Origin of the sequence: Nocardiopsis baichengensis YIM 90130, from assembly GCF_000341205.1 — a bacterium.
Lineage (GTDB): Bacteria > Actinomycetota > Actinomycetes > Streptosporangiales > Streptosporangiaceae > Nocardiopsis_A > Nocardiopsis_A halophila.
The window spans coordinates 199,638-212,806 of sequence record NZ_ANAS01000022.1; the positions used below are offsets into that span (position 1 = coordinate 199,638).

Here is a 13,169-nt window from a genome sequence, read left to right on the forward strand (position 1 = left end):
CTTCGCCTCCCGGGGCGTCGGCCCTCGGCGGAGGCGATGAAGCGCTCGCGGCCGACGGTGGCGCGTTCGACCGGGCCCATGGCGGCGGTGCGTCCGCCGGGCCACGGGGGCGCCCGGACGGCGACGCCCTCGGCACACCGTCCGGACACCGCCGGAGAACAGGAACCGGCGCCACCGGTCCGCCGCCCTGCCCTGCCCGCGAACACCCGGGGACCCCGGTCGCTCCGCTGCCGGACGGGGTCAGGTGCTTCCCGGTCCCGCTTCCTCCAGATCGGGGGCAGGGGTCTCCTGTCGGGGCGTCGGTGCCGGCACCGACGCCCCGGTACCGGCGGTGCCGACGGTGCCGCCGGTGCCGACGGTGCCGCCGGTGCCGCCGGTACCGGCGGTACCGGCGGTACCGTGGAGGTCGCCGAAGACGGCGTCCACGACCCGCGCGGCCGCCTTGCCGTCGTCGAGGGGGCAGAACCGGTCCACGAAGGCCGCGTACCGGTCGCTGTACTGCGACCGCACGGCGTCGGCGGCCCGCACCGCCTCCACCAGGCCGTCCTGGTCCTGGATCAGCGGACCTGGCGCGACCTCCTCGAAGTCGAAGTAGAAGCCGCGCAGCCGGTCCCGGTACTCCTCCAGGTCGTAGGTGTAGAAGAGCATCGGCCGCCCGGTGTTGGCGAAGTCGAACATCAGCGACGAGTAGTCGGTGACCAGAACGTCCGCCACCAGGAACAGCTCCTGCACCTCCGGATAGGCCGACACGTCCACGACGAACCCGTCGCCCGCGCCGGGCACCCGGTCGACGATGTTGGGGTGGCGGCGCACGAGCAGAACGTGCCCGTCCCCCAGCGCGTCGCGCATCCGCTCGATGTCCAGCCGCAGGTCCAGCTTGTACCGCCCCGGCGAGTAGAACCTGTCGTCCCGCCACGTGGGCGCGTACAGCACCGCCTTCTTGCCCTCGGGCAGCCCCAGCCGTGCGCGCACCGCGCGGGCCGTCTCCTCGCGCTCGGGCGAGTGGAAGATGTCGTTGCGCGGGTACCCGGTCTCCAGCACCGTCCCCTCGAACCGGAACGCCTGGCGCAGGATGGGCGTGGCCCAGGGGCTCGGCGAGACCAGGTAGTCCCACTGGGCCACCTCCCGGGCGAGCCGCTCGTGGTAGCCGCGGGCGGCGAAGCGCACCCGCTCGATGTCGAACCCGATCCGCTTGAGCATGGACCCGTGCCAGGTCTGCACCACGGTCTGGCCCTCGCGCTTGGCGAACCACGACGGCAGGTGGGCGTTGGTGACGACCACCTCCGAGGTCGCCAGCGCCTCGAAGTACTCCCGGCTCCCGTGCGGCACCGGCCGCACCGCCGGAGGCGTCCGCACCTGCCGGTCCCGGACCAGCCACAGCGACGGCGCCGAGGAGCGCCGGCGCCGCAGCTCCTCGAAGACCTCGCGCGGGCTGTCGGAGAACTGCTTGCCCGAGTAGCTGTCGAAGAGCACCTGCGAACGCACCCGCAGCTCCCGCATGGCCGGGTAGGCCTCCTCCCGCAGCCGCTTCTGCGCCCGCGAGCCCCGCTCCTCCGGGAGCAGGGCCGGGCCGACGGTGAGGACCGGCGTGGTGGCGTCGGCGGCGTCGAGCACCGCCGGGCACTCCGGGGAGTCGTCCGCGGCGGGCAGCCCGCCCAGCAGCACGCGCGAGGCCCGCACCGGCACCTGCGGAGCGGCCCCTGCGCCGGCGGCCGGCCCCTCGCCGGCCCCGGCGGTGCGCATGTGCAGCCGGTAGGAGCCCGAAGCCAGGGGAAGCGTGTCGCCGAAGCAGGAGACCGCGTCCACCGGAACGCGCGCTTGGAAGCGCGCCCCCTCGACCGCCAAGGGGAAGGCGTGCTCTTCGTTCCGCCCCTTCGCCTTGACCACCAGGCGGGGGCCGGGCGAGAGCGCCTCGCCCCCGGGGAGCACCCCCTCCAGGACCAGCACGCGCTCCTCCCAGCGGGCCGACCGCAGGACCGGCTGGGGGACGGAGACGCGCACGACGGCCGCGCCCGCATGGTCCTGCTCCACCGCCGCACAGCGCGTTCCGGACAGCAGCGGCTCGTCCGGCACCCCCTCGACGGAGAGCGCACGCGGTTCCACGCCTTCGCCGACCAGCCGGACCTCCCACCGCTCGCCGGCCACGGGCCCGCCCGGGGCGCGCCTGCGCTCCTCCAGCCCGTCGGCCAGGTCGCCGACCGGGAGGGCGCAGGTGAAGGCGCCGTCCTCGGTCAGGCGCAGCGCCACCTCCACCTCCCGGTCGCCCGGCAGGCGGCGCAGGCGCAGCGCCGCGCCGGGCGGCGGGGCGGCGACCGCGCCCTCCAGCACCAGGTGCCCGTCGGAGCAGGCGCGCCCGGTGACGGTGGCCCGGTCCGCGTTCACGAGCACCCGCAGGCCCCCGCCCCGCCACACCGGCCGGGCGGTGGTCCCCGGCGCCACCTGGGCGGACTCGGGGCGGCGCGGCGCGCCCGCGGCGGGGGAGGCGAGCGCGGCCGTGCGCGCGATGCCCCGGTTGACCACGGTCAGGTCGATCCGCCACTCCCCGGAGCGCCGCCCGTCCCGCCCGCCCAGCCGGAGCGGGTCGACCACCACCCGGTAGCCGCCCCAGTCGAGGCGGGCCCCGACGGCGTCGGGCGCGGCCGGGAACTCGGGGGCCTGGAAGACCTCCACCGGCAGCCGGAGGCGGCGCCCGCTGTCGGGGTCGACGGCGTGCGCGCGCACGAACTGCTGGTAGCGGCGGACCGGGCGCAGGTGCTTGAGGCACACCCTGCCCTCGACCACCAGCCTGCCGTCCTGCCAGGCGAGCCGCTCGGCCTTCTGGCGCAGCTTCAGCTCGGTGCCGAGCCGGTAGACGCGCCGCGGGACGCCGGCCGCGGGGTCGTCCTTGAACGGGTAGTCGCCGTAGTAGGCCAGGCCGTGCCGCACCGCGCCGGCCCGCCGCCTCTCGGCGCTCTTGTCGAAGGTGAGCACCTCCGCCAGGCGGTCCATGTCGCGGCGCCGCACCAGGTGCCATTTGAGCCGGTCGAGGGCGGGCAGCGAGGCGAGGGCGCGCGGGTGCGCCTGTGCCAGGTAGTCCTCGGCCAGGTCGCAGAAGAGCGTCCGGAAGCCGTCGTCGGCCTCGTCGAGCAGCTGCAGGAAGATGCGCAGGTCGCTGCCGAGGGCGGTGGCGTCCCACCGGCGGCGGTCCTCGGCGCCGCAGTGGCCGCCGACGAAGTCGGCGGTGGCGCGCACGGCCCGGAAGCGGTCCCGCAGCCCCTGCTCGTGCAGGCGGTCCTGGGTGATGGAGGCGTCGTCGCCCGGGCGCTCGCGCCACAGGTAGACGGGGCAGGAGTGCACGTCCACCCCCGAGGCCAGGAAGTGCGCCGGGATGACGGTGGCGATGTCCTCGTAGAGGACCCCTTCGGGGAAGGACAGCCGGTGGGCGTCCCAGAACGCGCGCCGCCACAGCTTGTTGGTGGCGAGCCGGTCGGTGAGCAGGGTGGTGCGGCGGGTCACGTGGGTGGCGCGGGCCGAGGCGCGGAAGATCCTGCGGTGCATCGGGGAGGGGCGGGTGCCCAGCTCGTCGAGGCGGTGCACGTTGCCGGTGGCGAAGTCCGACCCGGTCTCGCGCAGGCCGGCGAGCAGGGTGCCGAAGGCGTGCGGGGGGACGGCGTCGTCGCTGTCCACGAAGGCGAGGAAGTCGCCGCCCGCGTGCCGGACGCCGGTGTTGCGGGCCGCGCCGAGCCCGGCGTTGTCCTGCCGGACGAGCCGGACCCGGGGGTCGTCGCCGGCGTGCTCGGCGGCGATCCGGGCGCTGTCGTCGGGGGAGCCGTCGTCGACGACGACGATCTCCAGGTCGGTGAGGGTCTGGCCGCGGAGCGAGCGGAGGCAGGCGCCCAGGTACCTCTCCACGTTGTAGACGGGGACGATCACGCTGAGAGCGGGCATGCGCAGTCCAATCGGAGACCCGGCGGTGCCGGACACCATCCTTTCTGTAGTTATATAACTACTCTGCGTTGTCATCGCGGGTCCATGACACGCGATCACCGGACGATTCGCCCCCTGGGGCGGACCCCCGGCCTCCGGGGACGGCGCCGTTCCCCAGGCCGCGGCGCCGTGGTCGCGGCGTCCCCTCCGGCCCGCCTCAGGGGGCCGCGACGACCTTGACGGCCAGGCGGTCGGCGCTGGAGAAGTACACCCGCACCGTGCACCGGCGCGGGCGCAGCAGGCCCAGCGGGCCCAGGCGCGCCCCGGGGCGGCGCGGGCCCGGCACCGTCAGGTCCGGGTGGGTGAAGACCGGTGTGGTGCGCAGGACGTCGGTGTCCAGGCGGCACAGCCCGGTCCGGTCGGCCCCCTCGTCCGGGCGCAGCCACAGGTCCCAGATGGCCTCCTCGCCCCGGAAACGGGAGGCGAACACGCGCGCGGGCAGCTCCGCGCGGAAGCCGCCCCCGCCCGCCGCCCGGGCCGGCGCCTCCGCCTCGCACACACCGCTCCCCCGCCGCACCGCCTCCACCCGCGCCCCCGGACCCGGCTCGGCGCCCCACAGCTCTCCCACCACGGTGATGCGCCCCTCCTCCGTGCGCACCGAACGCACCTCGGCGTGCACGGTCCGCACGCGGCTGCGCACGGCCGGGGCGCCGTCCTCGCCCACGTACGGCAGGAGCGACCGCAGCCCCGGCGCCTCCCGGGACAGGCGCGGGGCCCCCAGGTAGCCCGACGTGTCGCAGGCGGCGCATCCGACCGCCGTCTCGGCGCCATCCGGGCGGCGGAGCGCGACCCGCCACTCCCCCTCGCCCGGTCCGCCCAGCCGGGGGACGACCGCCGTCCCCGCCTCCGCCGGGAACACGGCGGCCTCGGCCCCGCGCCCGCCGCCCGCACCCCCGGTTCGGCGGTGCAGGACCACCTCGGACCCCTCGGGCGCGCCGTGCAGGTCGATGCGGACGTCGCCGGAGCCGTCGACCGAGACCCGCCCCTGGACCTCCTGCGACCGGCGCTTGGCCGCCTCCTCCAGGACCGCCTCGAAGCGCTCCGCGCTGTGCGCCTCGTCGAACCGCTCGGCCCCGATCCGCGCCGCCTCGCCCATCTCCGAGCGCGCACGGGGGTCGCCCAGCACCACCCGCAGCGCGTCGGCCATGGCCTCCGCGTCCCCGGGCGGCACGAGCAGCCCCTCCTTGCCCGAGGTGATGATGTTGCGGGGCCCGTGGTCGCAGTCGGCGCTCACCACGGGCAGCCCGAGCGACATCGCCTCCACCAGGACGTTGCCGAACGGCTCGCGCTTGGACGGCAGGGCGAACACCGCCCCCTTGGCCAGTTCCCAGGGCAGGCGCTCGGTCGGGCCCATCAGGTGGGCCCGCTCGTACAGGCCGCGCTCCTCGATCACGCCCCGGATCCGCGCCTTCTCCGGGCCTCCCCCGTGGATGCGCAGGCCCCATTCGGGGAACTCCCCGCTCACCTTCGCGAACGCCTCCACCAGGACGTCGAAGCCCTTGTGCGGCTTGAGCACGCCCCCGGTCACGATGAACGGGGCGCCGGCCGCGCGCAGGCCGCCCCCGCCGGCCGGGGGCACGCAGTTGGGCACCGCGGGCATGGAGTGCCCGCCGCCGGTGTCGGCCTGGAGGCGCTCGGCGACCTCCGGGGTGAGCACGGTGACCGCGTCCATCGCCCGGTAGGCGGGGTACAGCTCCCGCTTCACCTCGCGGGCGTAGCCCCAGGGGTGCGAGTGCTCCTGGGCCAAGCGCAGGTAGCCGCCGCCGTCCGCGCGCGCGAGCACCACGGTGATCCTCGGGTTGGAGCTGACCACCGCGTCGGCGTCGGTCCCGGCGAGGTAGCGCAGCAGCCGGAGCTCGGCCAGGCGCCCCACCTTGGGGGGCTTCTGCGCGGGGTCGTCCGGGTAGACGCGGGGGCGCTGCACCGCCAGCGGGTCCTCGGCGTCGCCGGTGGGCGACTCGGGGCGCACGTCGGTCAGGTTCACCACCCGCACCCGCGGGTCGAGCGGGAACGGGGACCGGTCCCGGGCCCGCCGCAGCGCCACCACCTCCACCTCGTGCCGGCCGGCGAGCGCCCCGGCCAGGTTGTGCACGGCGCTGACCACACCCCCGATGTGGTCGCGGTCCACGATGAGAAACGCGATCTTCACGGTGCCCCTCCCCCTCGCTCCTGACCGCCACCTTCGCCGCCGCCGGGGGCGCCCGCCACGACCGGCCCGGCGTGTCGCGGCCGTTGCTACGGATGAGTAACGCTACTGAGGGTGACAATGGCAGTGCTGTGAAGGCATGTCCGAGCGTGAGGAGGCGCCATGGCCAAGAAGAAGAACGCGCGTTCCCGTACGGCGCCGCCGCCCGCCGAGACCGCCGAGAGCGAGCAGCTCTCGCGCCTGGCCGAGGCTCTGGCCAAGTACGGTGTCGGCACACGGGTGATCCGCAGAGAGCCGCCCGTGCTGCGGGTGAGCAACCCCGACTCCGAGTACGCGGTGGAGGACGTGGGCTGCGAGCGCCGCGAGCACGGCCACGCCTTCCTCGCCTCCTTCGGCGTCCACCTGGGCACCAGCGAGAGCATCCCGCTGACCGCCCGCAAGGTCGCCTGGCTGGTGGGCGCCACGGACCGGTGACCCGCCGGCCCGCGGACCGGGGCCGCACGCGGTGTTCGCCCGGTGTTCGCCGGGCGTCCCCCGCGGGTCCGGTCCCGCGGCCCGGCGGGCGGCTACCGTGGCCGCCGTGACGACCTTCGTGCACACCGCCGACCTGCACCTGGACGGCCCGCTGCGGGGCCTGTCGCCGCGCCGGCCCGAGGCCGGGCGCACCGCCCGCGACGCCGCCGCCGAGGTGCTCGAACCGCTCGCCGACCTGGTCCTGGCCCAGGGCGCCGCCGCCCTGGTGGTCGCCGGGGACCTGTGGGACCGCGACCACCACCGCGAGGAGACCGTCCGCCGCCTGCGCGAGCAGGCCGAGCGCCTGCACGCCGCGGACGCGGCCGTCGTCGTCGCCGACGGGCCCCACGACACCGCCTACCCGGGCCGCCTGGCCTGGCCCCTGCCGCCCAACGTGCACCGGTTCGGCCCCGGTGCGCCCCGCACGGTGGTCCTGGACGGCGCCGGGCTGGCCTTCCACGGGTCCGACACGGCCCCGCGCCCGGGCGCCGCCGCCGTCCACGGCCTGCCGGCACCGGTGCCGGGGGCGGCCAACGTGGGCGTCCTGCACGTCCCGTTCGCCCCGGCGGCCATGGACGCCCTGGAACGGATGGGCTACGACTACTGGGCGCTCGGCCACGAGCACCGCAGGACCGTGGTGTCGGCGGACCCGTGGATCGTCTACCCGGGCACCCCGCAGGGACGCCACTCCGGCGAGCCGGGCCCGAAGGGCGCCACGGTGGCGGCCGTCGGGGACGGGCGCGTCACCGGCGTCCGCCACCACGAGCTGGCCGGGGTCCGCTGGGAGCGCCTGGAGGTGGACTGCGCGGCCGGCGGGCTGTCCGCGGGGCTGTCCCGCGCCCGCGAGGCCCTGGGCCGGGCGGTCGCCGATCTGTCCCCGGGGCAGCGGCTGGCCGCCGAGCTGGCCCCCGTGGGCCCGGCCCCGTCCCCCGAGACGCTCTCCTCCCTGGTCTCCGCCCTCGACGCCGAGGCCCCGGCCCAAGTGCTGTCGGTGACCGGGCCCGCCCCGATGCAGGTGCCCCGGCCCCGCCGGAGGGCGCTGAGCCCGATCTCCTGACCCCTCTTCCGCTCCCTCTTCTGAGCGCCGCGGGCGCGTGGCCGCGCCGCTCCCCGGGCATCACCGGGGGGTGGCAGACGTGCAGCGGTCCGACGACGGGCACCACCTCCTGATCGGGGGGCGCCGGTGGCGCGCCTCCGATCCCGAGCTGCCCGAGGACGTGCGCCGCCGCCTGGTGGACCACCTGATGGATGCGCGGCGGGCGGTGGCCGCGGCGCGCCGCGCGGACGACCGGGAGGCCGAGCGCAGGGCCCGCGCGCGGGTGCACACGGCCAAGACCGGCCTCGGCGAACGCGGGACCCCGTGGTGGGAACAGCCCCTGCCGGACCGCCGCACCCGCTGGGAGGAGGCCCTGCGCGCCCTCGATCCGTGACCGGGTGCGCCGTCGGTGAACGAGGCGTGCCGGCCCTGTCTCGAACGACCGGCCGGACGGGGCGGCGGGCATCGGGAGTGGTGAGACCACCACTATGGGCGCCCAAGGCGGTGGTCTCACCGCTCCCGATGCCCCGAGCCCCCTCTGGCACCCGATATGCACCGCGATGCCGCGCCTGGCCGACCCTCCGACGGCCCGCCGCCCGATACGCGGGCACGGATGCGGCGCCCGCCGTTCCGCCACCGCCCTCTCGGGTGACCGCCCGCACGCCGAACGCTCGACAGCAGTGCCGCAAGGACCGCCGGCCTTCCCCGGCCGCCGCCCTCCACCTGGCACTCCGCCGACCCGGCGCCCGGCAGGCGACCATGAGCCGGGACCACTCGGCTCCTCTGCCGCCGGCGGACCGCAGGAACTCAAAAGGTTGGCCTTGGAAAAGCGTTGCGAACGCGTTTCGCCTTGCCGACGGGGCCCGACCGACACACCGTTGCCGTCAGGGGTACGACGGCCGAGGGAGCGGGGGAACCACCATGGGGCCAGAGCGGCGTCGCCGTACACGGCGGCCTTCGGGATCGGGGGCTGACCGGTGACCGTCCTCGTCACCGGGGCCACCGGCTACATCGGCGGACGGCTGGTCCCCGAGCTGCTCGCGGCCGGGCGCCGGGTGCGCTGCCTGGCACGCTCCCCCGAGAGGCTGCGCGACCACCCGTGGCGCGAGAGCGTCGAGGTGGTGCAGGGCGACGTCCTGGACGCCGCCTCGCTCAGGCCGGCCCTGCAGGGCGTGCGGACGGCCTACTACCTCGTGCACTCGATGGGCGGCGGGAGCGGTTTCGCCGAAGAGGACGCACGGGCGGCCCGCACCTTCGCCCACGCGGCCGCCGAGGCCGGCGTGGAGCGCATCGTCTACCTGGGAGGGCTCGCCCCCGAGCGCGGCCCGCTCTCCCCGCACCTGGCCTCCCGGCGCCGCGTGGGGCGCATCCTGCTCGACGGCCCGGTCCCCGCCGTCGTGCTCCAGGCCGCGGTCATCCTCGGCTCGGGGTCGGCCTCCTTCGAGATGCTGCGCTACCTGACCGAGCGCCTTCCCGTGATGGTCGCGCCGCGGTGGGTGCGCACCCGGGTGCAGCCGATCGCCGTCCGTGACGTGCTGCGCCTGCTGGTCAGAGCCGATGGGCTGCCCCCGGGCACCGATCGGGCCTATGACGTGGGCGGGCCCGACGTGCTCACCTACGCCGACATGATCCAGCGCTTCGCCCGCGCCGCGGGCATCGGACGCAGGCTGATCCTGCCGGTCCCGGTGCTCACCCCGCGGCTGTCCGGCCTGTGGGTCGGCCTGGTCACGCCCGTCCCCGCGGCGGTGGCCCGCCCGCTGGCGGAATCGCTGCGGCACGAGGTGGTCTGCCGCGAGGACGACCTGGCCGACGCCCTGCAGGACCACGAGCGCCTGGACACCGACGCGGCACTGCGCCTGGCGCTGCAGCGCATCGGCGAGGCCGACGTCGCCACCCGGTGGTCCTCGGCCTCCTGGCCCAAGGCGCCCTCGGACCCGCTGCCCACGGACCCCGGCTGGGCGGGCGGCTCGCTGTACACCGACACCAGGGAGCGGGCGACCCGCGCCTCCCCCGAGGCGCTGTGGCGCGTGGTGGAGGGCATCGGCGGGGAGAACGGCTGGTACTCCTGGCCCCTGGCCTGGGCCGCCCGCGGCTGGATCGACCGCGCGGTCGGGGGCGTGGGCCTGCGGCGGGGGCGGCGCGACCCCCGGCGGCTCCGGGTCGGCGACTCCCTGGACTTCTGGCGGGTGGAGGAGATCGAGCCGGGACGGCTGCTGCGGTTGCGCGCCGAGATGCGCCTGCCCGGACTCGCCTGGCTGGAGCTGGGCACCGAGGTCCGCGACGGGCGCACCCGGTACCGGCAGCGGGCGCTGTTCCACCCGCGCGGACTGGCCGGCCAGCTCTACTGGTGGTCGGTGCGCCCCTTCCACGGCATCGTGTTCGGCTCGATGGCCCGCAACATCGTCCGCGCCGCCGAGCGAGAGCCGCGGACGGGCGGGGAGCCCCGGTGACGGCGCCGGGCGGCCGGTCAGCCGCCCGGGCCCGGCTCCGGGGGGACGGACCGCCCGGCCAGGGCGTCGAGGGTGGCGCCGATCCGGGACAGCCAGTCCGCGATGACCTCCAGCTCCCCGACCGAGTAGCGGTCGTGCAGGGCGGTCATCGCCTCCCTGATCCCCGTCCCGCCGGGTACCGGGGGCCTTTCGGCGCCGACGGCGGGGCGGACGACCACCTTGCGGCGGTCCTCGGGGTGGCGGTCGCGGACCACCAGGCCGCGGGCCTCCAGCCGGTCGACCACCCCGGTCACCGACCCGGTGGTCAGGCGCAGGTCCCGGGCGATCTCGCCCGGGGTCATCGGGCCGCCGACCTTCAGCAGGGCGTAGCACTGGAAGTCGCTGGGGTTGAGCCCGGAGCCGTCGGACATCGCGTGCAGCAGGCGGATGAGCCCGGCGGCCAGGCGCTGTCCGTCGTTCTGGATGTCCAGGTACAGCTCTTCGCGCCCGCCGTGCGGCGGCTTCCCCTCCGCCCCGCCGGCGGGGTCCGCCGATCCGGCGGGATCCTCCATCGGGCACCTCCCCACTCCCCGACTGCGCCGGAGAGCCGGTGCGCCGCCGTGTCCGGGACTGGATTCTAGGCGCTCAGGGCCTTCGGGGGACAACGGCGCCCGGGCTTGACGCGGGACACCGCCGATGATTTATCTTGTTTTCCAAGATAAATGGAAAACAAGATATTGATGACGCACACCACACACGGAGGACGAGTGATGCGCGGCAGGACACGCGGCCGGAGGGCCTGGTACGGCGCGGCCGTACTGGTCGTCCTGGTCTGGCTGGCGGCGGCGGGGCCGCTCGGTTCGGCCATGGGCCGGCTCTCGGACGCGCAGACCAACGACGCCTCGGCGTTCCTGCCGGTGGGCGCCGAGTCCACGCAGGTCCAGCAGGAGCGCGAGGCGTTCGACGACTCGGCCGCGGTTCCGGCGATCGCCGTCTACTCGGCGGACGGCCCGATGGGGCCGCAGAGCCTGGCCGCGATCTCCGAGGACGCCGAGCGCGTCTCCGGTGAGCCCTGGGTCGACGGCGAGGTCGCCGGCCCGGTCCCCGGGACCGAGGACGAGAGCGTCGCCCAGATCGTGGTGCCGATCGCGGAGTCGGCCGACACCGGCGAGGCCGTGGAGGACCTGCGCGCCCTCCTGGCCGACAGCGCCCTGGAGGGGGCCGAGGTCCAGGTGACCGGCCCCGCGGGGATCAGCGCCGACCTGTCGGCCGCCTTCGGGGGCATCGACGGGACGCTGCTGGCCGTCGCCCTGGCCGCGGTGCTGGTCATCCTCATCGCCGTGTACCGCTCCCCGCTGCTGCCCCTGGTGGTGATCACCGCCTCGCTGCTCGCCCTGGTGCTGGCGGCCGCGGCGGTCGGGGCCGCGGCGGAGGCCGGCCTGGTCGACCTCAACGGCCAGAGCCAGGGCATCCTGTTCATCCTGGTCGTCGGCGCCTGCACCGACTACGCCCTGCTGCTGGTCGCCCGACAGCGCGAGGCCCTGCGCTCCGGCGCCGACCCCGTGCGGGCGGTGCGATCGGCCGTGCGCGGCACCGCCGCCCCGATCCTGGCCTCGGGCGGGACCGTCATCCTCGGCGTCCTGTGCCTGCTCGCCAGCGACCTGTCCTCCAACCGCGGCCTGGGACCGGTCGCCGCCCTGGGCATCGCCGCCGCCCTGGTCTCCGCGCTGACCTTCCTGCCCGCGGCGCTCCTCCTGCTGGGCCGGGGCGCCTTCTGGCCGTTCGCCCCGCGCCCGGACGGCGCGGCCTCCGACCCGGACGCCGACGCCCCGCTCCGGTCGGTCCTGCGCGCGCACCCCCTCTGGGGGCGCATCGCCCGGGTGGTCGAGCGCCGGCCGCGCGCCCTGTGGGTGGGCACCACGCTGCTGCTGGCGGCGGCCGCCGCCTTCGTCCCGCAGTTCGAGGCCGAGGGCACCTCGCAGCTCGACGTCTTCCGCACCGAGGTCGAGGCCGTCGAGGGGCAGCGCACCATCGACCGGGCCTTCGGCGCGGAGGCCGGGGCGGTACCGGCCGTCGTGACCGCCGAGGCCGGGCGGGCCGACGACGTCGCCGCCGCGGCCGAGGGGGTCGCGGGCGTCACCGGAGCGCAGGTCCTGACCGACGGCCCCGGGCCGAGCGCGGGCCAGGCCCCGGGGCAGGCGGCTGAACCGGCCGAGCCGCGGGTCGAGGACGGACGCGTGCTGCTGGAGGTCTCCCTGGCCGCGCCGGCCGAATCCTCCGAGGCGGTGGACACCGTCCGTGACCTGCGCGACGGGGTCCACGCGGTGCCCGGCGCCGACGCGCGCGTCGGCGGGACCGCGGCGGTCGCCCTGGACACCCTGGAGACTTCGGAGCGCGACCTGGCGGTCGTCATCCCGCTCGTGCTCGCGGTGGTCCTGGCGGTCCTGGTGGTGCTGCTCCGGTCGGTGGTCGCCCCCGTGCTGCTGATCGCCACCACCGTGCTGTCCTTCGGCTCCGCACTGGGCGCGGGGGCGCTGGTCTTCGACCACGTGCTCGACCTGCCCGGGGCCGACCCGGTGGTCCCGCTCTTCGCGTTCGTGTTCCTGGTGGCGCTGGGGATCGACTACAACATCTTCCTCATGACCCGGGCCCGGGAGGAGGCGGTGCGCCACGGCCACAGGGAAGGGGTGCTGCGCGCGCTCACGCTCACCGGAGGGGTGATCACCTCGGCCGGCGTGGTGCTCGCCGCGACCTTCGCGGCGCTGGCCGTGCTGCCCATCCTCTTCCTGCTCCAGCTGGCGTTCCTGGTCTCCTTCGGGGTCCTGCTCGACGCCCTGCTGGTCCGCTCGCTCCTCGTCCCCGCACTGAGCCTGGACGTCGGCCGGCGGATGTGGTGGCCCTCCCGCCTGTCCCGCCGCACCGAGGACGCCGAGCGGCAGGAGGGGCCGGAGGGGCCGGAACGGCCCGCCTCCGATTCCGCTGGGACGACCGAGGGCACGGGGGCCGACCGCGTGAACCCCGACTGACCCCGCCGGGAAACAGGAAAGGGGGCCCTGCCGATGGCAGGGCCCCCTTTCCC

The 13,169-nt window shown here is 76.2% G+C and carries 8 protein-coding genes; 5 read left to right on the forward strand and 3 right to left on the reverse strand.

The window, feature by feature from the left end; genetic code table 11:
* Window positions 1-240 precede the first annotated feature (240 nt).
* Together C892_RS0119000 and C892_RS0119005 are read right to left on the reverse strand one after the other, a co-directional pair.
* Window positions 241-3,927: a bifunctional glycosyltransferase/CDP-glycerol:glycerophosphate glycerophosphotransferase gene (locus C892_RS0119000; RefSeq protein ID WP_017558470.1), complete on the reverse strand. Its 3,687-nt coding sequence runs from the start codon at window positions 3,925-3,927 to the stop codon at window positions 241-243.
* 196 nt (window positions 3,928-4,123) lie between these two features.
* Window positions 4,124-6,115, reverse strand: a complete 1,992-nt coding sequence (locus C892_RS0119005) for a glycosyltransferase (protein WP_017558471.1) — start codon at window positions 6,113-6,115, stop codon at window positions 4,124-4,126.
* 159 nt (window positions 6,116-6,274) lie between these two features.
* Between C892_RS0119005 and C892_RS0119010 the strand changes: the two genes are divergently transcribed.
* The 4 genes from C892_RS0119010 to C892_RS0119025 all read left to right on the forward strand — a co-directional run bounded on the left by C892_RS0119010 (window position 6,275) and on the right by C892_RS0119025 (window position 10,111).
* The gene (locus C892_RS0119010) at window positions 6,275-6,586 is read left to right on the forward strand and encodes a hypothetical protein (RefSeq protein ID WP_017538470.1); all 312 of its coding nucleotides are present in this window, start codon (window positions 6,275-6,277) and stop codon (window positions 6,584-6,586) included.
* Between the two features lie 106 nt (window positions 6,587-6,692).
* Complete coding sequence (locus tag C892_RS0119015; protein WP_017558472.1) at window positions 6,693-7,682, forward strand: metallophosphoesterase family protein; 990 nt, start codon at window positions 6,693-6,695, stop codon at window positions 7,680-7,682.
* Between the two features lie 70 nt (window positions 7,683-7,752).
* On the forward strand, window positions 7,753-8,055 hold the full coding sequence (locus C892_RS0119020; RefSeq protein ID WP_026124483.1) for a hypothetical protein: 303 nt from the start codon (window positions 7,753-7,755) through the stop codon (window positions 8,053-8,055).
* Window positions 8,056-8,638: 583 nt separating this feature from the next.
* Entirely contained in the window at window positions 8,639-10,111 is a 1,473-nt protein-coding gene (locus tag C892_RS0119025) for an SDR family oxidoreductase (RefSeq protein WP_017558474.1), read from the forward strand.
* 17 nt (window positions 10,112-10,128) lie between these two features.
* Here the strand turns inward: C892_RS0119025 and C892_RS0119030 are convergent, their stop codons facing one another.
* Window positions 10,129-10,662, reverse strand: a complete 534-nt coding sequence (locus C892_RS0119030; RefSeq protein WP_017558475.1) for a MarR family winged helix-turn-helix transcriptional regulator — start codon at window positions 10,660-10,662, stop codon at window positions 10,129-10,131.
* Between the two features lie 198 nt (window positions 10,663-10,860).
* Here C892_RS0119030 and C892_RS29215 point away from each other — a divergent pair, with 198 nt between their 5' ends.
* Window positions 10,861-13,116: an MMPL family transporter gene (locus tag C892_RS29215; protein WP_017558476.1), complete on the forward strand. Its 2,256-nt coding sequence runs from the start codon at window positions 10,861-10,863 to the stop codon at window positions 13,114-13,116.
* Window positions 13,117-13,169 lie beyond the last annotated feature (53 nt).

Coding starts and splice junctions, on each gene's coding strand:
- C892_RS0119000 (WP_017558470.1), bottom strand. CDS start 3,927: ATGCCCGCTCTCAGCGTGATCGTCCCCGTCTACAACGTGGAGAGGTAC.
- C892_RS0119010 (WP_017538470.1), top strand. CDS start 6,275: ATGGCCAAGAAGAAGAACGCGCGTTCCCGTACGGCGCCGCCGCCCGCC.
- C892_RS0119030 (WP_017558475.1), bottom strand. CDS start 10,662: ATGGAGGATCCCGCCGGATCGGCGGACCCCGCCGGCGGGGCGGAGGGG.
- C892_RS29215 (WP_017558476.1), top strand. CDS start 10,861: ATGCGCGGCAGGACACGCGGCCGGAGGGCCTGGTACGGCGCGGCCGTA.